The 21,873-nt window shown below is 62.0% G+C and carries 18 protein-coding genes; 5 read left to right on the top strand and 13 right to left on the bottom strand.

The features are described 5' to 3' along the window. Positions 1-214 precede the first annotated feature (214 nt). The 3 genes from AB8A23_RS28375 to AB8A23_RS28365 all read left to right on the top strand — a co-directional run bounded on the left by AB8A23_RS28375 (position 215) and on the right by AB8A23_RS28365 (position 3,725). Positions 215-511, top strand: a complete 297-nt coding sequence (locus AB8A23_RS28375; RefSeq protein ID WP_089261928.1) for a co-chaperone GroES — start codon at positions 215-217, stop codon at positions 509-511. A 149-nt stretch (positions 512-660) separates the two neighbouring features. After that, positions 661-2,316: a chaperonin GroEL gene (groL, locus tag AB8A23_RS28370; protein WP_068733597.1), complete on the top strand. Its 1,656-nt coding sequence runs from the start codon at positions 661-663 to the stop codon at positions 2,314-2,316. A gap of 200 nt (positions 2,317-2,516) precedes the next feature. Continuing rightward, positions 2,517-3,725 (top strand): hypothetical protein, encoded by a 1,209-nt coding sequence (locus AB8A23_RS28365; RefSeq protein WP_439057271.1) that lies wholly within the window; start codon positions 2,517-2,519, stop codon positions 3,723-3,725. A 135-nt stretch (positions 3,726-3,860) separates the two neighbouring features. On the opposite strand, the gene AB8A23_RS28360 is transcribed toward AB8A23_RS28365, so the two are convergent. Together AB8A23_RS28360 and AB8A23_RS28355 are read right to left on the bottom strand one after the other, a co-directional pair. Next, positions 3,861-4,256, bottom strand: coding sequence for an META domain-containing protein (locus AB8A23_RS28360; protein ID WP_439060427.1), 396 nt, complete (start codon positions 4,254-4,256; stop codon positions 3,861-3,863). 167 nt (positions 4,257-4,423) lie between these two features. Further along, complete coding sequence (locus AB8A23_RS28355) at positions 4,424-6,091, bottom strand: L-lactate permease (protein ID WP_089261934.1); 1,668 nt, start codon at positions 6,089-6,091, stop codon at positions 4,424-4,426. Positions 6,092-6,368: 277 nt separating this feature from the next. Here AB8A23_RS28355 and AB8A23_RS28350 point away from each other — a divergent pair, with 277 nt between their 5' ends. Continuing rightward, positions 6,369-8,114, top strand: coding sequence for an ABC transporter ATP-binding protein/permease (locus AB8A23_RS28350; protein WP_439057270.1), 1,746 nt, complete (start codon positions 6,369-6,371; stop codon positions 8,112-8,114). Between the two features lie 16 nt (positions 8,115-8,130). Here AB8A23_RS28350 and AB8A23_RS28345 read toward each other — a convergent pair whose 3' ends face one another. The 6 genes from AB8A23_RS28345 to AB8A23_RS28320 form a co-directional block, all read right to left on the bottom strand. Further along, positions 8,131-8,643: an HPP family protein gene (locus AB8A23_RS28345; RefSeq protein WP_089261937.1), complete on the bottom strand. Its 513-nt coding sequence runs from the start codon at positions 8,641-8,643 to the stop codon at positions 8,131-8,133. Positions 8,644-8,712: 69 nt separating this feature from the next. Beyond that, on the bottom strand, positions 8,713-9,699 hold the full coding sequence (locus tag AB8A23_RS28340; protein WP_089261939.1) for a TorF family putative porin: 987 nt from the start codon (positions 9,697-9,699) through the stop codon (positions 8,713-8,715). A 467-nt stretch (positions 9,700-10,166) separates the two neighbouring features. Next, positions 10,167-10,760, bottom strand: coding sequence for a hypothetical protein (locus AB8A23_RS28335; protein WP_439057268.1), 594 nt, complete (start codon positions 10,758-10,760; stop codon positions 10,167-10,169). A gap of 100 nt (positions 10,761-10,860) precedes the next feature. Next, a complete protein-coding gene (gene glcF, locus AB8A23_RS28330; RefSeq protein ID WP_439057266.1) occupies positions 10,861-12,174 on the bottom strand; it encodes a glycolate oxidase subunit GlcF in 1,314 nt (437 codons plus the stop codon). Positions 12,175-12,186: 12 nt separating this feature from the next. Continuing rightward, positions 12,187-13,425, bottom strand: a complete 1,239-nt coding sequence (locus tag AB8A23_RS28325; RefSeq protein WP_439057264.1) for an FAD-binding protein — start codon at positions 13,423-13,425, stop codon at positions 12,187-12,189. A 12-nt stretch (positions 13,426-13,437) separates the two neighbouring features. Further along, the gene (locus tag AB8A23_RS28320) at positions 13,438-14,931 is read right to left on the bottom strand and encodes an FAD-linked oxidase C-terminal domain-containing protein (RefSeq protein WP_439057263.1); all 1,494 of its coding nucleotides are present in this window, start codon (positions 14,929-14,931) and stop codon (positions 13,438-13,440) included. Between the two features lie 203 nt (positions 14,932-15,134). On the opposite strand from AB8A23_RS28320, the gene cycA reads away from it, so the two are divergent. After that, positions 15,135-15,530 (top strand): cytochrome c-550 CycA, encoded by a 396-nt coding sequence (cycA, locus tag AB8A23_RS28315; RefSeq protein WP_089261949.1) that lies wholly within the window; start codon positions 15,135-15,137, stop codon positions 15,528-15,530. Between the two features lie 68 nt (positions 15,531-15,598). On the opposite strand, the gene AB8A23_RS28310 is transcribed toward cycA, so the two are convergent. The 5 genes from AB8A23_RS28310 to AB8A23_RS28290 all read right to left on the bottom strand — a co-directional run bounded on the left by AB8A23_RS28310 (position 15,599) and on the right by AB8A23_RS28290 (position 21,822). After that, entirely contained in the window at positions 15,599-16,273 is a 675-nt protein-coding gene (locus AB8A23_RS28310; RefSeq protein ID WP_092139147.1) for a TetR/AcrR family transcriptional regulator, read from the bottom strand. 171 nt (positions 16,274-16,444) lie between these two features. Further along, a complete protein-coding gene (locus tag AB8A23_RS28305; RefSeq protein WP_068733575.1) occupies positions 16,445-16,762 on the bottom strand; it encodes an AzlD family protein in 318 nt (105 codons plus the stop codon). Beyond that, complete coding sequence (locus AB8A23_RS28300) at positions 16,759-17,508, bottom strand: AzlC family ABC transporter permease (protein WP_439057261.1); 750 nt, start codon at positions 17,506-17,508, stop codon at positions 16,759-16,761. The genes AB8A23_RS28305 and AB8A23_RS28300 overlap by 4 nt, the downstream gene beginning before the upstream one ends. Positions 17,509-17,620: 112 nt before the next feature. Continuing rightward, positions 17,621-18,745 carry a ribonucleotide-diphosphate reductase subunit beta gene (locus tag AB8A23_RS28295; RefSeq protein ID WP_439057260.1) on the bottom strand — a complete coding sequence of 375 codons (1,125 nt, stop codon included), beginning with the start codon at positions 18,743-18,745 and terminating at the stop codon, positions 17,621-17,623. A 146-nt stretch (positions 18,746-18,891) separates the two neighbouring features. After that, on the bottom strand, positions 18,892-21,822 hold the full coding sequence (locus AB8A23_RS28290; protein WP_439057259.1) for a ribonucleoside-diphosphate reductase subunit alpha: 2,931 nt from the start codon (positions 21,820-21,822) through the stop codon (positions 18,892-18,894). Positions 21,823-21,873: the final 51 nt, after the last annotated feature.

The raw sequence follows: 21,873 nt of genomic DNA, 5'->3' as shown, positions 1-21,873 counted from the left end.
CATTATGGTTTCCAGATCATCCTATATTGGCCTCACCAAGGCCTTAAGGCCTCGCTTGACTCAAAAAGCGTCTGGCCATATTTCCCGGACGCTCAATTAGCACTCCCGGAGCGCGATTGCTAAGGGAATGAGCCGGCCGCCTTGAGCGTTCCGGCTGGATTCCCGCCCGCCTCCGAGATGGCAACGAAATCGCAAACCCTAAAGGGACACTCCCATGGCCAAGACCAAATTCCGCCCGCTGCACGACCGCGTCGTCGTCAAGCGCATCGTCGCCGACGAGAAGACCAAGGGCGGCATCATCATCCCGGACAGCGCCAAGGAAAAGCCGTCTGAAGGCGAAGTCGTCGGCGTGGGCCCCGGTGGCCGCGACGAAGCCGGCAAGCTGATCCCGATCGATATCAAGGTCGGCGACAAGGTTCTGTTCGGCAAGTGGTCGGGCACCGAGATCAAACTCGACGGCGAAGAACTCCTCATCATGAAGGAGTCGGACATCATGGGCGTGATCGCCTAAGCGACTCGCTTCAGCCTCCCCACACGCCGTCATGCCCGGACTTGATCCGGGCATCCATCTGGCTTCTTCGCAGGAAGATGGATGGCCGGGACAAGCCCGGCCATGACAGCGTTTTAATTTCAAATTCCCATCACTTGGAGCACCATCACATGGCCGCCAAAGACGTTAAATTCTCCGGAGACGCGCGCGATCGCATGCTGCGCGGCGTCGACATTCTCGCCAATGCCGTCAAGGTCACGCTCGGTCCGAAGGGCCGCAATGTCGTGATCGAGAAGTCGTTCGGCGCTCCGCGCATCACCAAGGACGGCGTCACCGTCGCCAAGGAGATCGAGCTCGAGGACAAGTTCGAGAACATGGGCGCGCAGATGCTGCGCGAAGTCGCCTCGAAGACCAACGACACCGCAGGCGACGGCACCACCACCGCCACCGTGCTGGCCCAGGCCATCGTCCGTGAAGGCGCCAAGTCGGTTGCTGCCGGCATGAACCCGATGGACCTCAAGCGCGGCATCGATATCGCCGTCGCCGCCGTCATCAAGGACATCACCAAGCGCGCCAAGCCGGTTGCGTCTTCGGCTGAAGTCGCTCAGGTCGGTACCATCTCCGCCAACGGCGACGCCGCCATCGGCAAGATGATCGCCCAGGCAATGCAGAAGGTCGGGAACGAAGGCGTCATCACGGTTGAAGAGAACAAGTCGCTCGAGACCGAAGTCGACATCGTCGAGGGCATGAAGTTCGATCGCGGCTACCTGTCGCCCTACTTCGTCACCAATGCCGAGAAGATGACCGCCGAGCTCGAGGACGTGTACGTCCTGCTCGTCGAGAAGAAGATCTCCAGCCTGCAGGCCATGCTGCCGGTGCTCGAAGCCGTGGTGCAGTCGGGCAAGCCGCTGCTGATCATCGCTGAAGACGTCGAGGGCGAAGCCCTCGCCACCCTCGTCGTCAACCGCCTGCGCGGTGGCCTCAAGGTTGCTGCCGTCAAGGCACCGGGCTTCGGCGATCGCCGCAAGGCGATGCTGGAAGACCTTGCGATCCTGACCGGCGGTCAGCTCGTCTCGGAAGATCTCGGCATGAAGCTGGAAAGCGTCACGCTCGCCATGCTCGGCCGCGCCAAGAAGGTCGTGATCGACAAGGAAAACACCACTGTCGTCAACGGCGCTGGCAAGAAGCCGGCGATCGAAGCCCGCGTCAATCAGATCAAGGCGCAGATCGAGGAAACCACCTCGGACTACGACCGTGAGAAGCTGCAGGAGCGTCTGGCCAAGCTTGCAGGCGGCGTCGCGGTGATCCGCGTCGGCGGCGCGACCGAAGTCGAAGTGAAGGAAAAGAAGGATCGCGTGGATGACGCGCTGAACGCCACCCGTGCGGCCGTTCAGGAAGGCATCGTCCCCGGTGGCGGCACTGCGCTGCTGCGTGCCAAGAAGGCCGTCGGCCGTCTCACCAACGAGAACGCCGATGTGCAGGCCGGTATCAACATCGTGCTGAAGGCGCTGGAAGCTCCGATCCGCCAGATCGCCGAAAACGCCGGCGTTGAAGGTTCGATCGTGGTCGGCAAGATCCTGGACGAGAAGTCCGAGACCTTCGGCTTCGACGCACAGACCGAAACCTATGTCGACATGGTCGCCAAGGGCATCATCGATCCGGCCAAGGTGGTGCGTACTGCACTGCAGGACGCCGCCTCGGTTGCCGGCCTGCTGGTCACCACCGAAGCCATGGTCGCCGAACTGCCGAAGGAAGCTGCACCGGCGATGCCGGGCGGTGGCGGCGGTATGGGTGGCATGGGCGGAATGGGAGGCATGGGCTTCTAAGCCCTGCTTTCACGCTCAACTGCATTGTGATCGAAGGCCGCCTCCGGGCGGCCTTCTTTTTTGCCCTGATACAATGCGCCTGCGACTTATGGCCTTTCGCCTTGGTCGCCGTTCTGATTCAATCCCGTGATTAATCTCGCATGGGCGGAATCAGATAAATTCGCCCGGAGACACGTCGATAACGTCCAGGGACTTTTGAAATGCGCGCGCTTCATCTTTGTCTGCTCGGCCTTACGGTCACCGCCTCGGTTGGGACCGTCCACCACGCCTTCGCGCAGGTGAAAGCCGCGCCGAAGAGCCAGCCGGCAGGCCCCGAGACGCGCTATTTCACCTCGATCGACGGCGTCATGAACGGCAATGCCGACGTGATCCTCCGGGAGACGCGGCAGGGCAAGGCCGTCACGGCCGCGACGCTTGATGTCTGCTATCCCGCCGAGAAGGGCAGCGACCGCAAGGATCGCTTCGTCGCCAATCTCACGGTCAGCGGTTCGACGCTGACCGGCGCAACGCAGACCCAGGTCGACAAGCTGCCGGTGACCATCAAGCTGAACCGCCGGCCGACCGGCGACACGTTCGAATTCAAGGGGCAGATCTCGGTCGGTCAGACCAACAACAACGTGACCTCCTCGGACAATTCCGATCAGAGCGAGAAGGAATTCCAGGACAATCAGTCCACCGACGACAATATCGCGCCCGCGCCGAAGGATTTCACCGAAGTGTCGCCCGAAGCGATCGCGGTCAAGATCAAGCTCGAAGCCGCGCTCGATTTCGTGCGCACGCTGCGTGGGCAGAGCGTCGAGGTCGCGTTGAACAGCCTGGCCGTATCGTGCGATGCACTGCGCGCCGGCGAGCAGGTCATCAGCCTCGCCATCGATCCGGAACGCGCCGCGACGTTCGTCGCCAAAACCAAGACCTATCCCGGCGTCGTCAATGTCGGCTGGACCACGGGCGCTATCGACATGGATCGTACCGTGCGCTTTGCAGCCGCCGACTGGCGCGATGGCGACAAGATCAATCGCGACAAGGTTGCGACGGCGCTGGCGAATGTGCTCGCCAGGACCATGTCGGGCAAACCTGCCGCCGCGTCATGGGACGACGAGACCGGAAAGCTCAAGCTGACCTTCAAGCGCCCGAGTCAGGTTCTGCCCGCGCTCGAATTGACGGAGACGGTCGAGGTCAACGCGATCATCGCTCCCGACAAGCCCGGCACGACGGATAAGCTGATCCTGTGGGTCAGCACGCCGTCAGTAACAACCGCGGATGAGAACTCGGGCGCGAAGCTGGCTCTCGCGGATTCGCCGACGGCCGATGAAGAGAGCGATCCGCGCGACGACAACGGCGCGGTTGCGGCCGTCGCGGCGGAGTTCAAGGCACAGCGTTGGGATGCAGATAATTCGAACTGGAAGTGAGTGACAGCATTCTGCTCAGCCGTCGTTAGCAATGCCGAAGCGTAGGATGGGTAGAGCGCCTTCGCGAAACCCATCAACCAAAATCGTCGAAAGCGATGGGTTTCGCTGCGCTCTACCCATCCTACGCGAGCCGCTCTAGTTCGTATTCAGCCGAAACCGCAGCGACTTCGGCCCGACGAACGTCACTGCATCACCGCGCCGCTGCCAGTTGGTGGCCGCACCGAGATCGGCGATCAACTGATCGTCCATCGCGGCCTGTGCGTCCGAGCAGCTGCGTTGCTCCATCGCGCCGGCGACGAAGACGACGGTGTTGCCAGCGACCGAGAACTGGCCCTTGCCGCCCTTGCACCACAACTCCACCCGCGCCTCGCCGGCGTCGCCGATTTCGAGATTGGGAATCCGCTTCGAGCCGGGCTGACGCTGTGCATCCAGAGTCATTTCCATGCCAAATGGAAACTCGTCGGCGGCATGCGCAGGGACGACAATCAGAAACGCAGCACCGGCAAGAGCGGCCCGCAGCAAAGTGGTCATGGCAGTCATACGAATTCTCGGCGTGATGGGATCGGCGACAATGGCCGCGGTTCTACGCGCGGCCACGACGGTTGACCAGAACCGTCGGGAAACAATATGGCGCGACAACGAAAAATCCCCGCGGCCTTGCAGCCACGGGGATTCGTCATTGAGTCGTTGCGTGCGCCCTACGGCGCCAGAACCATCAGCGTGAACGGATAGACATAGGCCTGCAGCATCACGAACAGGCCGACCATGCAGGCCAGCACGATCGAGTGCCAGAACACGAAGCGCAGGATGGTGCCCTCATGCCCGAACCAGTTGGTCGCGGTGGACGCCACAACGATCGATTGCGCGTCGATCATCTTGCCCATCACGCCGCCGGACGAGTTCGCCGCGCTCATCAGGATCGGCGACAGACCGAGCTGTTCGGACGTGATCCTCTGCAGGTTGCCAAATAGCACGTTCGATGCGGTGTCCGAACCGGTGAGCGCCACACCGAGCCAGCCAAGCAGTGTGCCGAAGAACGGGTACAGCACGCCGGTGGCAGCGAAGGCCAGACCGAGCGTCGCGTCGACACCCGACAGGCGCGTGAGCGTGCCGATGGCCAGCATCGCCGAGATGGTGATCAGCGAGTAGGCACAGATCTTGATGGTGCGGCCATATTCCACAATCATCTTCGCAGGCGAAAAGCCCATGATGAAGCCGGAGATGATCGCAGCCAGCAACATGCCGCTGCCGGTATAGGAAACGTAAGTGAACGCGAACACCGCGCCTTCCGGCGTCGGCTTGGCGGCCACCGGCGGCACCTTGTTGATCATGTTGTGCAGTTCAGGCACTGGAAAATTCCAGGAGAAGATCGGGTTGACGATCCCCTTGAACCAGTTGGTGCCCCAGACCAGCAGGATGACGCAGAGGATGATCCATGGGGTCAGCGCGCTCCAGACCTGAGCCGAGGTCAGCTTCTCCGTGCTCATCGGTTTCACCGGCGGCACGGTGGACGCGGAATCGTCGTGCTGGCGCAGCGCGGCCGAGGTCCAGATCGTCTTGGGCTGCCAGACCTTCAGGAACAGGATCAACGCGCCCATCGAGATCAGCGAGGCGCCGATGTCGACGATCCACGGATTGATGAAGTTCGAGATCACGAATTGCGGGATCGCGAAGGAGAGCGCGGTAACGAGGATGGCAGGCCAGACTTCCTTCATGCCCTTCCAGCCGGCAAAGGCCCAGACCACCCAGAACGGCACGATCATGGAGAAGATCGGAAGCTGGCGACCGACCATCGCGCCCAGGATGAAGGGGTCGAAGCCGGTGACGGTGGCGAGGCCCTGGATCGGCGTGCCGAGCGCGCCATAAGCGACGGGCGCAGTATTGGCGATCAGCGACAGGCCCGATGCTGCCAGCGGCGAGAAACCGAGGCCGATCAGCACGGCGCCGGTGACAGCCACCGGCGTACCGAAGCCCGACGCGCCTTCGAAGAACGCGCCGAACGAAAACGCGATCAGCAGGATCTGCAGGCGGCGATCATTGGTGACGCCGCCGATGGCGCGCTGCAGCACCTCGAAGCGGCCGCTGTCGACCGTGAGGCGATACATGAAGATGACGTTGAGGACGATCCAGCCGATCGGGAAGAAGCCGGTGACGACGCCGAGCGCCGATGCGCGAAGCGACATATTGGCGGGCATCGTGAATGCGTAGATCGCCACAAGATTGGCCAGCACCAGCGCAATGATCGCAGCGATATGTGCCTTGACCTTGTTGGTCGCGATCAGCACCAGCAGGACGACCACCGGTATCGCGGCTACAAGCGTCGAGATCGTGGAGCTATTGAATGGATTGTAGACCTGATTCCACATGGCCGTTTTCCCCCTTTATATTATTGCAGCGGCTCGATCGTTATCGATCGGCAAATTGCTGATTGTTCACTTGCGAGGGCATCCACGATCGGTCAAAGCCGATAGCGCCCATAGGCTACGCGAATGCGAGGCCCCCATGCCTCGCTTTTCGTCATGCTAGGGTGAATCACAGTTTCGCGACAAGGTGCCGCAGGCCATCAAACCAGCTACTTTAGTCTAAACGCTGGAATTCATTTTTGATCTTAAGGGCTTAGGGCCCTCCTCCCGGAGACGACCTGTGAATAACATCCGCTCCACGCTCGCGACCGTCTGGCGGATCGCGGTTCCTTATTTTCGTTCCGAGGACAAATGGGCGGGACTCGGACTCCTCACGGCGGTGATCGCCATCGAGCTGGCGGTGGTCGGTCTCAGCGTTTTGTTCAATCGCTGGAACAACACCTTCTACAACGCACTGCAGGACAGAAACCTCGACGTCTTCACCTATCAGCTCGCTTACTTCAGCGTGCTTGCGGCAATCAACATCGCACTCAAGGTCTATCAGCTCTACCTCAACCAGTGGCTCCAGATCCGCTGGCGGCGCTGGATGACCGAGCGCTATCTCGGCAACTGGCTCGCCGACGCCAACCACTATCGCATGCAGCTGCAGGGCGACGCTGCCGACAACCCGGATCAGCGCATCGCCGAAGACGTGAAGCTGTTCGTGGAGAAGACGCTCGACATCGGCATCGGCCTGCTGAGTTCGGTCGTCACGCTGTTCTCCTTCGTGATCATCCTGTGGGGCCTGTCCGACGCGGCGCCGCTGCATGTGTTCGGTCGGGATATCCCGATCCCCGGCTATCTCGTCTGGGGCGCGCTTGTTTACGCCGTGATCGGCACCGCGCTGACGCACTATATCGGTGCACCGTTGATGGCACTGAATTTCCAGCAGCAGCGCTATGAAGCGGACTTCCGCTTCAATCTGGTGCGTGCGCGCGAAAATGCCGAGCAGATCGCTCTGCTGCGCGGCGAGCCGGTCGAGCGCCAGCGACTCTCGACCCGCTTCCAGCTGGTCGTCGGCAATTGGATCGACATCATGCGCCGCACCAAGAAGCTGACATCCTTCACGGTCAGCTATCAGCAGATCGCGATCATCCTGCCCTATGTTCTGGTCGCGCCAGCCTATTTTGCGGAGAAGGTCCAGCTCGGCGCCGTGATGCAGACTGCGGATGCGTTCGGCACCGTGCAGGGTGCGCTTTCATTCTTCGTCACAGCCTATCGCACACTGGCGGAATGGCAGTCCGGCGTGATGCGCCTTGATGGCTTCGAGACAGCCATTGCCAACGTACAGGCGCTGACGACCAAGGCCGATATCGTTCACGCCACTGAGACCGGCACCAGTGACATCGCACTGAGCGATCTGACGCTCACCCTCCCCAACGGCGCTCCCATGGTGCAGACGCCGGGCTTCAGCTTCCGCCGCGGGGAACGCACGCTGTTTACGGGCCCATCGGGCTCCGGAAAATCTACGCTGTTTCGCGCCATCGCCGGCATCTGGCCGTTCGGCAAGGGCAAGATCTCGATCCCCGCGGATGCGGCGGTCATGATGCTGCCGCAGCGGCCGTATTTTCCGGTCGGTACATTGCAGGATGCGGTGGCCTATCCTGCCGGGACCGACGCGTTCAGCCCACAGGAGGTCGCCGATGCCGTCAGGTCCGTGGGTCTGCCTGCGCTGGCGACCCGGCTTGACGAAGATGGCCACTGGAATCGCATGCTGTCGCTCGGTGAACAACAGCGTCTCGGCGTCGCCCGCGCGCTGCTGCAAAAGCCGCAATACCTCTTCCTTGACGAGGCGACCGCGTCGCTCGACGAACCATCGGAAGCGGCTTTGTACCGGCTGCTGGAAGACAAGCTGCCTGGCACGACCATCGTTTCGATCGGCCACCGCAACACGCTCGATGACTTGCATCAGCGCAAGGTGTCGCTAACGCGGTGCGGCGATCACTTCGCGCTGGGAGATGCAAAGGCCAGGACGGAAACCGCCTGAGGCGTGACACGCCCCGCTAAAGCCAGTGCCGCGGCCAGTCGCGGCCTGCCGCATAGCGATGCCAGACAAACGTGAAGCTCGCGAGCAGCAGCGCGCCGACCAGCACCGGCGCGAGCAGGAACGTCCACGGTAGTGCGTGAGACACCACCAGCAGCGGGTTGATCCCGGCGGGCGGGTGGAATGTGCCGGTGACATACATCGCCAGCACAGCGAGGCCGACTGCCATGGCGGCGGCCCAGGCATGGGGGCCGGTCAGCTTGAGCACCGCGAGCCCTACCAGCGTCGCGACGATGTGTCCGCCGACCAACGCGCGCGGCTGCGCCGGCTCGGCTTCGGGTGAGCCGATCACGAGGACGATCGAGGTCGCAAAGGGGATGATGACCAGCGGATAATGCGCAACGGCCGAGAAGAACTCCATCACACCGATGGCAATCCCCGCCCCCAGCCCGGCAACGGCACCAGCCAGCGCATTGCGATGATTGTTGCGACGGATCGTCTTCGCTGCGCGCCGCAACCAGTCCCGATTCATGGAAGCTCTATCCCAAAAGAAAAGGGGCGGCAGATTGCTCTGCCGCCCCTTCGATCTCAGTCGAAATGCTTACTTCAGGTTGGTCATCGCGGTCAGGTCAGCCGACAGCTTGACGATGCCGGTGGCGCCGCACCAGCTCGAGCCAGCGCCCGACGGGTTGATCGCGGTGAAGTTGGTGCCAGCGGCAGGAGCCGTGAAGTCCGAAGTGAAGGCGTTGCAATCACCCTTGGACAGGTTGGTGTCCGAGTAGCGCAGGTCAAGCGTGAAGACCTTGTAGGTGAAGCCGATGCCGATGTTCCAGGTGTTGTAGTCGGCGTACTTGATGCCGTTCGGGAAGGCGACGGTACCGTAGAAGGAATCCGAAGTGCCGAGCCACTGGCGACCGAACTCGCCCGAAACGTAGGAGCCGATGCCGGTCGAACCGAACCAGGTCGACGGCGCGATCACCTTACCGGTGATCGAAGCATAGGTACCTTCGGCGCCGGTGTTCAAGAAGTTCGGCGAGTAGAACGCGTTGCCGCCCAGCGAGAAGTAGTCGTTGAAGGTGTAGTTGAGCTTGGCATAGCCTTCGTAGAAGCTTGCGTTCTTCTTGGCGACGCTGCCGTTGGGCAGCGCGACAGCGGAGAGATCGCCACCGCAGAAGGCGGGGGTGTTGAAGCACTGGCCGCCCGGATAGCCGTAATAGAAGAAGCCGAAGTCGAACGCTGCTGCGCCCCAGGTCGGGCGGATACCGAAGTAGCCATCGAGTTCCATCGACGCGCGGTTCGGGAAGGCGATGCTCTCACCGGAGACACCAGCGTAGATCTGGACGTCCTTGGTGATGTTGTAGCGCGGCTCGAAATAAGCTGCGACCGAACCCTTGTTGCCGTTCGACTGGGTGATACCGCGGAACACGTAGTTGCTCATGACGGCAGCGCCGAAAGCGATGTCCCAAGGATCGTAGGCGGCCACGATCGGCGGCGCCTTCTTGTACATCTTCGCGCCCAGATCGGCTGCGGAAGCCGAGCTCATCCCCATGGCGAGCACCGCAGCAGAGGCGACAACAATTTTCTTCATGACATTCCCCATCACTTTTGAAACCAGAGGCAGTTCCGTGTCTGAAAGACGGCGAGACCGCGAAATTCATCGACTGAACGCAACTTTGAGGCGCAAAGCCGCAGTGGTGAAGGAAAAAAAACGAGCAAGTGCCGCCTAAATAGGCGTTCTGACGTTTCCGTGAGAGGTTGTGGCGCGGTGTTGCAAAAGCACAACGTTTTTGGAGGGATTCCAGCCCGAAAATACCACCACGGGGAATTACTACTGACTGGGAATTGTGGATTGCCGTCCGTGGAGCGGTTAACAGCTGCCCGTCAGAGCCTCCGGGGCCGACGATCACTCGAATCGCCTGCAAATTCAGGACACCCGGGCATCGGTTGAAATACGCATGCGCGACAGAGCCTGACCAAGCAAAAACCGCAGCGGCGAGCGCTGCGGTTTTCCGGAGTTTATTGGCGCGTCAGGAACGCGGACTTGATCCGGTTCGACTATCTGGTTTCGTCGTGATCGGGCGACGTATCGCCAGGAGATTCGATTGCCGTCGTCTCGCCTGAAGAATGCCCTTCGACCGGTGACGGATCAGGCTCCGGCGTCGCCCAGCTCGGTGTCTCAGCGATTGCCGGTGCGACCGGCTTGGGCTTGGGAGCACGCGGCTTGCGCGGCGGCTTCGGCGGCAGCGCGACCGGCGCTGGAGCTTCTGTCATAGCGGGCGCGGGCGCCGTGCTCGACAACAGCGTAGAAGGAACCTTCACTGACTTCTTGGCAGCTTTCTTCGGTGTTGCTTTCTTGGCGGCCTTTTTCGGCGCAGCCTTCTTCACTGCCTTCTTGGCGGGAGCTTTCTTCGGCGCCTTCTTGGCAGACTTCTTCGCGGCCTTCTTGACGGTCTTCTTGGTGGCTTTCTTGGCCGCCTTCTTCACCGTCTTCTTGGCTGATTTCTTCGCAGCCTTCTTGGCCGCTTTCTTCACAGCCTTCTTCGCGGATTTCTTGACTGACTTCTTGGAGGACTTCTTCGCGGGTTTCGCCGCCGTCAAAAGCTTCTTCTGCTTTTTCTTGTCCTTCTTCGACTTCTTGCCTTTAGCCATCGTGGTCCTCCTGTTGGCGCCGATCCAAAAGGGACCGGCGTTTCAAGTCTTCCGCGCCAGCGCGGGGCCAGTTTAACGCGGGGCCGTTGTCACAATTAGATCAGTTCAATCCTGGCCTGGGACCGCCTGTCGCCCAATCGAGTAGCTCAATCGTATGTACGACCGGGACTGACGTCCCTCCGGCGATCTGAACCATGCAGCCGATGTTGCCGGCAGCGATGATATCCGGCTTGACCATCGCGATGTTGGCGACCTTTCGATCGCGCAACCGGCTCGCAATATCAGGCTGGAGAATGTTGTACGTCCCCGCCGAACCGCAACACAAATGGCTCTCTGGGATATCTTTCACCACGAATCCATTCTTGGAAAGCAATTCTTTGGGAGCCTGTGTGATTTTCTGCCCATGCTGCAGCGAACACGCCGAGTGATAGGCGACGACAAGGTCGCTTTGTTTGTCAGGCTTCGGCAGATCCATGGCGCTGACATACTCGCTGATATCCTTGGTCAGCGCAGAGACCTTGGCGGCCGGCGCGGCAAACTCCGGATCCTCGCGCAGCATGTAGCCATAGTCCTTGATAACGGTTCCGCAGCCGGACGCCGTGACCAGGATGGCGTCGAGACCGCCCCGGTCTGCCTCCCCGAGCCAGACGCCGATATTGGCCCTGGCCCGCGCCAGCGCATCCCCGTCGCGGCCGAGATGATGGGTCAGCGCACCGCAGCACTGTTCGTCCCGGACCAGCACGACCTCGACGCCATGGCGGGTCAAAAGGCTGATGGCGGCCTGGTTGATCCGCGGCGCCAGCACCTGCTGGGCGCAGCCCTGCAGGAGTGCGACCCGGCCACGGCGAGCGCCGATAGCGGGAAAAATGCTGCCACCCGATGGACCGGCGGCGGGTAACTGCTTCGGTGCCATCGTCAGCATCGCCTTCACGCGGCTAAGCAGGTTCGGGTTGGATTGCTTGCTGGTCGAAGGCAGCAGCGCCGCCAGCGGCCGCGCCAGCCGGGCCATGGTCATGCTCAGGCGAAACAGACCGGGACGCGGCAGCACCCAGGCCAGCACGTCACGCAGCAACCGCTCGGAGAGCGGCCGGGTGTAGTCCTTCTCGATCTTGACCCGCGCCTGATCGACCAGATGCATGTAGTTCACGCCGGACGGGCAGGTCGTCATGCAGGCGAGGCAAGAGAGGCAACGATCGACATGCTTGACCACCTCCTGAGTCGGCTTCTGGTCCTTTTCCAGCATCTCCTTGATCAGGTAGATGCGGCCGCGCGGACTATCGAGTTCGTCGCCGAGCAGCACATAGGTCGGACAGGTCGCCGTGCAGAATCCGCAATGCACGCATTTGCGCAGGATCTTGTCGGCCTCGGCAATATCCGGATCGGCCAGCTGGGTCGGGGTGAATTCGGTTTTCATGTCGCAAGTCTTTCAAGTACCAAGGCCACGCGACATCCGGCCGCGATTAAGAATAGTCTTCGGATCGAAACTGTGACGCACGCGCTCGCCGAGCGCCGCGATGCCTTTGGGCTGCGGATGAAACACATCAATGATACGGCGCACATCTTCCGGCGCGCGGATCAGCGTCGCATGGCCGCCGGCTGCATTGACCAGCTTGCGGAGCTGCGCTGCCTGCGCATCGGCCGATGGCGGTAGTGCCGCCCAGATCAACCCACCGCCCCAGTCATAGATGACCTCGCCTTGCGAGCCCTTGGCGATAGCTTGGCCAAGTGCACCGCCGGATGCCGGCGGCGTCACGATGCGCCACACCGGCCACATCGCGCGCGGACCGCTGGCTGCGAATGGCGTCACATCTCGGACATCTGCCCACAGTGCCGCGGACTGAGTGTCTTCAAGTATCTCGGCCACGCCGAATGACTTCAGCGTCGTACTCAGTGACACCGCGCGCTGCGACGCGGACGCGGTGATGCCTTCAAGGCGGATCAGCGTGACCGACTGGTCGGGCGCCGCCATCTCGCCAAGCGCCCCGTGCGTGGTGCGCAACGCCGAGCCGGGCAGATGCGCGGCACCTGAGACATCGAAGGGCGAGCCCAGTGCCGCCGTCATTGCCTTGTTGGCTGCGATATCATCGAGCCCGCGCAGCACCAGGGTGCGCTCGCTCTCCGCCCGCGGCATGACCTTGAGGGTCACCTCGGTCATCACGGACAGCGTGCCCCATGCTCCGGCAAGCAGCTTGCAGACATCGTAGCCGGTGACATTCTTCACCACGCGGCCACCGGCCTTGTAGCTGTCGCCAAAGCCGGACACCGCATGCACGCCGAGCAGATGATCGCGGGCGCCGCCGGCCTGAATGCGCCGTGGCCCGGCGAGCCCGGCCGAGATCATGCCGCCGATGGTGCCGATATCCGCCGTGCCCAGGAGCTGTGACGTGTTCATCGGCTCGAACGAAAACTGCTGATTCTTGGAATCGATCAGCGACAGCACGTCGGCCATCGGAGCACCGGCCTGTACGGTGAGGATCAATTCGTTCGGCTCATAGGACGTCACCGCATTCAGCGCCGACAGATCGAGCACCGCATTGGTCGCAACGGGCTGGCCGACCATGCGCTTGCTGCCATGACCTATGATTTCCAGCGGCTGCTCGCTTGCAATTGCCGCGCGCACCGCCTGCTCGACGTCCTGAGCGTCTCTGACTTTCAAAATATCCACGGATGCGTCCAACTAAAATCGCGGCAGATCGGGAAACGCGAGCTTGCCGCCATGCACATGTACGCGGCCAAGTTCGGCGCAGCGATGCAGCGTCGGAAACACCTTGCCGGGATTGAGCAGACCCTGTGCGTCGAAGGCACATTTGATGCGCTGTTGCTGATTGAGATCGACCTCGCTGAACATCTCCGGCATCAGGTCGCGCTTCTCGATACCGACGCCGTGCTCGCCGGTCAGCACGCCGCCGACCTCGACGCACAGCCTCAGAATATCTGCACCGAAGTCTTCCGCGAGCTGCAACTCGCCGGGCTTGTTCGCATCGTACAGGATCAACGGATGCAGATTGCCATCGCCGGCATGAAACACATTGGCGACGCCGAGGCCGTATTTGGCTGACATCTCCTTCATGCGGCGCAGCACCAGCGGCAAGGCCGCACGCGGAATCGTGCCGTCCATGCAGAGATAGTCCGGCGAGATGCGGCCAACCGCGGGGAAGGCTGCCTTGCGGCCAGACCAGAATAGCAGGCGTTCCTGTTCAGAGGTCGATATCTGGCAGGTGGTCGAGCCGCAGCCGAGCGCGATTTTCTCGACGCGCTTGATGAGTTCGTCGACCTCGACGCCTGGGCCGTCGAGCTCGATGATGAGCAGTGCTTCGACATCGAGCGGATAGCCCGCATGGACGAAGGCTTCGGCCGCATGGATCGCCGGCTTGTCCATCATCTCCATGCCGCCGGGAATGATGCCGGCGCTGATGACATCGGCAACGCACTGGCCGGCCTGCTCGACCTCGGCAAAGCCGATCATCAGCGCACGCGCCGTTTCCGGCTTCTGCAGGATGCGCACGGTGATTTCGGTAATGACACCCAGCAGACCTTCGGAGCCGGTTATGATCCCCATCAGGTCGTAGCCCGATGTCTCCGCGGTCTTGCCGCCAACGCGAATGACTTCGCCCGACATCAACACGATCTCGCAGCCGAGCAGGTTGTTGGTCGTCATGCCGTATTTGAGGCTGTGCACGCCGCCGGAATTCTCCGCGACATTGCCGCCGATCGAACAGGCGATCTGGGACGACGGATCCGGCGCGTAGTAGAAGCCCGCATGCGCCACCGCTTGGCTGATGGCGAGATTGGTGACGCCGGGCTCGACGACAACGGCGCGATTGTCGAAATCGATCTCGCGCACACGCTTGAACTTGCCGAGACCAAGCAGCACCGCGTCGGCCAGCGGCAGCGCGCCACCAGACAGCGACGTGCCCGAGCCGCGCGGCACCACCTTGATGCCGTTCTCGTGACAATATTTCAGAACTTTTGAGACTTGTTCAGTCGTATCGGGCAACACGACGACCATCGGCGGCTGGCGATAGGCCATCAGCCCATCGGACTCATAGGGCAGCATTTCCGCAGCGCTGGAGATCACGCCCTCGCCCGGCACCAGCTTGTGCAGCGCAGCGACAATGGCCTCGCGCCTTGCGAGGACAGCCTGATCCGGCGCGGGCATCATGATGGTCATTGAACGCGCACTCCCGAAGATCGCAGCGATCACTCGGCTGCTTTGCCATGAATCAACCACGTCCGTGTGGCTTTGGGTAGCTTACCAAAGCATGACGCGTCGCATGGTGCCGGAACGCGCGGCAGCCGCTATCGCACTTGTGGACTACTCGGAGCGTGTGCAACAAACTAAGCTGGAAAGCCAACCAACAAAAAGAGCCATCCATGAAGTCTGTCACTTTCGGCGCCCTGATCGTTCTTGCCGCCTCGACCGCCTCCTCCTTCGCACTTGCACAGGACGTCGCCGCCGGGAAATCCTCCTTTAACAAGTGCCTCGCCTGCCACGCTGTCGGCGACAACGCCAAGAACAAGGTCGGTCCGGAACTCAACGGGTTGAACGGCCGCAAATCCGGAACCGCCGAGGGCTATTCCTATTCGGACGCCAACAAGAATTCCGGCATCACCTGGGATGAAGCGACGTTCAAGGAATACATCAAGGACCCGAAGGCCAAGATCCCGGGCACCAAGATGGCCTTTGCCGGCATCAAGAAGGAGTCCGAGGTCAACGACCTCTGGGCCTTCCTCGCGCAGTTCGACAAGGACGGCAAAATCAAGCCGTAAGCGCTGAAGCCTTTTGGTTTGGCGCGTTTTCTTGATGCGAACCGGTGCCCACTGCGCTTGAAAACGCGCTAGGCGCCGGCCGCCATCTTGGTCGGAAGCACGGCCTGCACCACAAGCCCGCGGGCGCGGGCATCCATCACGCCGACGGCGCGCAGGGCCAGCAGCGTGACGGTCTGCACCGCGTCGCGCAGCTTGGCTTGATCTTCGAGATTGTCAGGCGCCATCGGCCCGACCAGCGCTTCATGCAACGCGCCGAGCAGTGCGGCGGCTGCGAGCGCCGTGTCCTGCGCTGGCAAATGACCGGCGCGAATAGCGGCCGCAATGCGGGATTCGATTTCGCCGGCGATCTCGCGGCGGCTGGCCAGTCGCGACTCCGTCACATCGACTTCGACCGGCTCGGCCAGGATGCCCCACGACAATTTGCGGTGAGAAACGACATGCACGGCGACCGTGGTCACCGCAGCGGCGAGCGCCGATGACGGACCCGGCGCGGCATCCGCAGCCCGGCGGATCGCGGCGAGTTCGTCGCGCGAGACGTCAGCGATGAGTTCGGAAATCAGGTCGGCCTTGGACGGGAAATACCGATAAACCGTGCCCGCCGCGACATTGGCGCGAACCGCAACCGGCGCAATCTGAACCGCCGCCATACCACCTTCGGCACAGGTTTCGCGTGCTGCCGCCAGAATGGCGCTGCGCCGCGCCGCAAGCCGCTTCACGACTTGATGGGTCCGTCGGTAAACCATGAGCGTCTCATCCCCGGCACCCCTTGGCCAACCTGACGGCTGTCACAAATAAGGTGCGTAACTTCAAGGTTTTGAGCGAACTTCGAGGTGCTCGCGATAAGAACTGAACACTAGTTCAGACTCGTTGACAAGGTGTTTTGCGCATAGCGGGATTCAACTTTTCGGGTAGACCTAGCCGCCAAAACCGAGCGCGCGGGCGGCCGCGGCTACCGCCATGCCGGTGATGACGGCAATGAAGTCGTTGCGGCGGATGATGGTCACCGCCATCGCGGCGAGGATCGCGAAGACCACGACCGGCCCGCCATTGACGGCCACGGGCAGCGCGGCGGCGACGATGATCGAGCCCGGCAATGCATCGAGCATCCGCCGCACCCGCGGCGTGACGTTGACGTAGCCCATCAGCCAGTAGCCTCCGAGGCGCGAGGCCACCGTGACCGCGGTCATGACCGCGAAGGCGATCATCACGTCGCTGCGCAAAAATTCCGTCATGCGGACACACCCGCCGGATGCTGCGGTTCGGGTTCGTCCATGAGCCCGGCACTGATCGCTCCCGATAGCGCGCCGGCGATGATGAACCACCAGCCCGGCACCAACCAATGCACCGCGAGAGCAACGATGCCCGACACAATCCAAGGAATGGCACGGCGGGGGCCCTTCCAGGCAGGCACCAGCATCGCGGCATAGAAGGCCGGCATCACCAGATCGACGCCATACTTTCTCGGGTCAGTGAGTTGCTCGGCCAGTAGGAAACCGGGGATGGCCGAAAACAGCCAGGTGAAATACAGCACGATACCGCCGCCGAGATAGAACGACGCATCGGCCCCGCCATGATCGCGATAGCGCATCGCGGCGAGCCAGCCGCCATCGGTCACGAGCAGCATCGACGGATAGGCCTGCCAGACCGGCAGCGTGCCGAACCACGGGCGCAGCGTCGCGCTCATCAGGAAGAAACGGATATTCACGGTGAGTGTGAGCAGCGCCAGCGTCGCGATCGCACCCGGCGTCAAAACATCAGGCCATGATTGCACCGCAACAAATTGCGATAGCCCGCCATAGACCGTCGCCATCATCACTTCGACTTCGGCAAGCGTGAGGTTCTTCTGCGCACACAGCGCACCGAATGCCATGCCGAAAGCGAGCGTGCCGGGCAGCATCGGACCGATGGCAATGATGCCAGGCACGATGGCGGCCTTCGACCAATAGGCTGGCGCTTTAGGGATGTGGGTGGCGTGCATCGACTGATCCGCGTGATGCCGAAAGGCGAGATCATGCCTGCGGGCATCACGCGATCAGGTCAAGCGATGCGGATTCATATGCGCCATGCAGCGGCGGATATGAGACCAAAGACTACTCCCAGTTCAGCGCGCCGCCATTCTGGTATTCGATCACCCGGGTCTCGAAGAAGTTTTTCTCCTTCTTCAGATCCATGGCTTCCGACATCCACGGGAACGGATTTTCCGTCTCGTTGAACACCGGCGCGAGGCCTATCTGGGCGCAGCGACGGTTGGCGATGAAGTGCATATAGGTTTCGCACAGCGCCGCATTCAGTCCGAGGAAGCCGCGCGGCATGGTGTCTCGCCCATAGGCCGCCTCGAGCTCAGCGGCCGTGCGGATCATGTCGCGGATTTCCTCCTGGAACGCTTTGGTCCAGAGGTGCGGATTCTCGATCTTGATCTGGTTGATGACGTCGATGCCGAAATTCAGGTGGATCGATTCATCGCGCAGGATGTATTGATATTGTTCGGCGATCCCGACCATCTTGTTGCGGCGGCCGAGCGACAGGATCTGCGCAAAGCCCGTATAAAACCACATGCCTTCGAAGATCACATAGAACGCCACGAGATCGCGCATGAAGGCCTGGTCGGTCTCCGGCGTGCCGGTCTTGAAGTCGGGATCGTCGAGATGCTGGGTGTGCTTGAGCGCCCAGGCGGCCTTCTCGGTGATCGACGGCACCTCGCGATACATGTTGAACAGCTCGCCCTCGTCGAGGCCGAGGCTCTCGACGATGTACTGGAAGGTGTGCGTATGCACCGCCTCCTCGAACGACTGCCGCAGCAGATACTGCCGGCATTCCGGATTGGTCAGATGGCGATAGATTGCCAGCACGATATTGTTGGCGACGAGCGACTCCGACGCGGCGAAGAAGCCGAGATTTCGCTTGATCGCGCGGCGTTCGTCTTCGGTGAGGCCATCGCGCGACTTCCACAGCGCGATGTCAGCCTGCATGGAGACTTCGGTCGGCATCCAGTGATTGTTGCAGCCGGCGAGATACTTTTCCCACGCCCATTTGTATTTCAGCGGCAGCAGCTGATTGACGTCGGCGCGGCAGTTGATCATCCGCTTTTCGTCCACCGAGACACGGCCGCCGGAGCGGTCGATGGTGCCAAGGCCGGTGGCGTCGGTGGGAGATTGCGGGATCGGGATGAAGGCGGGGGTCTTGGGAGCGGATGAGGTATCGGACCAGTCGAGCATGGGGTGTTCCTTGCGTATTTGTTCGGCCCTCATGGTGAGGAGCCCGCTTCTTCAGCGGGCGTCTCGAACCACGAGCGTGGGGCCATCCTTCGAGACGCGGCCAAGAGGCCGCTCCTCAGGATGAGGTCAGTGTGTTTGGCGCACCCTTACTGGCACGCCTCGCATTCGGGGTTGTCGATCGAGCATGCCATCGCGACATTCAGCTCCGGCGCCGTGACGGAAGACTGAACGAGGATCGGCGCACCTGCTGTCTTCGCTGCTGCGCCTGTTGCCGACACCGCGTTGAGCTTCCCGTCGGTGCCCTTCAGCGTCGACTTCTCCACATGCGTCGCGCTGCGCGAGCGCAGGTAGTAGGTCGTCTTCAATCCCAGCGTCCAGGCCAGACGGTAAAGCTGATCGAGCTTCTTGCCGGATGGATTGGCGATGTAGAGATTGAGCGACTGCGCCTGATCGATCCACTTCTGCCGGCGCGACGCCGCCTCGATCAACCATGCGCTGTCGATCTCGAATGAAGTCGCATACAGCGCCTTGAGATCGTCGGGCACGCGATCGATCGATCCGACGCTGCCGTCGAAATATTTGAGGTCGGAGACCATCACCTCGTCCCACAGGCCCCTCTTTTTCAGATCGCGCACAAGGAAGGCGTTCACCACCGTGAAATCGCCCGACATGTTCGATTTCACATAGAGGTTCTGATAGGCCGGCTCGATCGACTGCGCGACGCCGCAAATGTTGGAAATCGTCGCCGTCGGCGCGATCGCCATCACGTTGGAATTGCGCATGCCCGTCGTCCTCACACGGTCACGCAGACTGCTCCAGTCGAGCGTCGTGGAGCGGTCCATCTGCACGCCACCGCGCGCCGCCGCAAGGATCTCGATGGAGTCGATCGGCAGGATGCCACGGCTCCACAGCGATCCGTCGAAGGACGGATAGCGGCCGCGCTCGGCGGCAAGATCCACCGATGCCGAGATCGAATGGAAGGCAATCGCCTCCATGCTGGTGTCGGCAAAGGCCACGGCCGCATCCGACGCCATCGCGATGCCCTGCGCCTGCAGTGCATCCTGGAAGCCCATCAGACCGAGACCGACCGGACGATGCTTGAGGTTCGAGCGGCGCGCTTCCGGGATGGTGTAGAAATTGATGTCGATGACATTGTCGAGCATCCGCATCGCCGTGGTCACGGTACGCTTGAGCTGCGCGTGGTCGAGACCATCCTTGCCGATATGATTGAGCAGGTTGACCGATCCGAGATTGCAGACGGCGACTTCGTCGTCCGACGTATTCAGCGTGATTTCCGTGCAGAGATTCGACGAGTGGATGACGCCGGCATGCTGCTGCGGCGAGCGCAGGTTGCAGGGATCCTTGAAGGTGATCCAGGGATGGCCGGTCTCGAACACCATGGTCAGCATGCGGCGCCACAAGTCAGTTGCGCGCACCTTCTTGAACACGCGGATCTCGCCGCGCGCAGCCTTCTCCTCATAGGCCGCATAGCGCTCGGCAAACGGCTTGCCATAGAGGTCGTGCAGCTCCGGCGTTTCGTCGGGCGAGAACAGCGTCCATTCGCCATCGGCCTCGACGCGCTGCATGAACAGGTCTGGCACCCAGTTGGCGGTGTTCATATCGTGCGTGCGGCGGCGGTCGTCTCCGGTGTTCTTGCGGAGATCGAGGAATTCTTCGATGTCGATGTGCCAGGTCTCGAGATAGGCGCAGACCGCGCCCTTGCGCTTGCCGCCCTGATTGACGGCGATGGCCGTATCGTTGGCGACCTTGAGGAATGGCACCACGCCCTGGCTCTCGCCATTGGTACCCTTGATATGCGCGCCGAGACCGCGCACGCGCGTCCAGTCATTGCCGAGACCGCCGGAATATTTCGCCAGCAGTGCGTTGTCCTTCACCGACTTGAAGATGCCGTCGAGATCGTCCGCCACCGTGGTGAGGAAGCAGGACGACAGCTGCGGCCGCTGCGTACCCGAATTGAACAACGTCGGCGTCGAGGCCATGAAGTCGAACGACGACAGCAGGTTGTAGAATTCGATGGCGCGGGCTTCGCGGTCGATCTCGCGCAGCGCGAGGCCCATGGCAACGCGCATGAAGAAGGCCTGCGGCAGTTCGATGCGATTGCCCTGCACATGCAGGAAGTAGCGGTCATAGAGCGTCTGCAATCCCAGGAACTGGAACTGAAGGTCCCCTTCCGGCTTTAGCGCGGCGGCTATGCGCTTGAGATCGAAGCGCGCGAGTTCGGGATCGAGCAGCTCGGCCGCAATGCCGGTCTTGATATAGGCGCCGAAATATTCGGCGTAGCGCGTGGTCATGTCGGCCTGCGACGCGTTGGTCGGAGAGCCGTGCACAAAGGACAGGACTTCGGTGCGCAGTTTGTCGAGCAGCAGGCGGGCGCTGACAAAGGTGTAGTTCGGCTCCTGCTCCACCAGCGTGCGCGCGGCCATGATGCCGGCCAGTGCCAACTCATCCAGCGTGATGCCGTCATAGAGATTGCGGCGGGTTTCCTCCAGCACCGGGGCGGCATCGACGCCATCAAGGCCGGCGCAGGCCTCGTTGACGATCAGCGCGAGACGCGCCGAATCGAGCGGGGCGCGGGTGCCGTTGGTGAGCGTGACATGCAGCACCGGTGCGGTGGAGACGAGCGCCGGCCTGGCGGCCAGTTCTTCGGCGCGAGTGCGAGCGCGCTCCTCGCGGTACAGCACATAGGCACGGGCCACCTTGTGGTGCTCGCTGCGCATCAGCGCCAGCTCGACCTGATCCTGGACGTCCTCGATATGGAAGGTGCGGCCTTCGCCGACGCGGCGCGTCAGTGCGGCCACGACTTCGCCGGTCAGTTGTTCCACCGCCTCATGGACGCGGCGCGAGGCCGCTGCCGTGTGGCCCTCGACCGCGAGGAAAGCCTTGGTCATGGCCACGGAAATCTTGCCCGCATCGAACGGCGACACCGTGCCGTTGCGTCGGATGATCTGCATCGACGGTTCGCGCGCAGGCGCAGCGAGCGTTTCCGGCGAGAGTTGAATCAGCGGCGCATGAGCCGCATCGCGTCCGTTAGACAAAACAGAAGATGAAGTAGGCATCGGCAAGACCCCGTGTGATGCATCAAGCAATGGGGGCTGGGGCCGAAAGGA

Source organism: Tardiphaga sp. 619_E2_N8_4, from assembly GCF_051810905.1.
Lineage (GTDB): Bacteria > Pseudomonadota > Alphaproteobacteria > Rhizobiales > Xanthobacteraceae > Tardiphaga > Tardiphaga robiniae.
The sequence above is the reverse complement of the archived record's forward strand: the minus strand, read 5'-3'. Positions and strand labels throughout refer to the sequence as shown.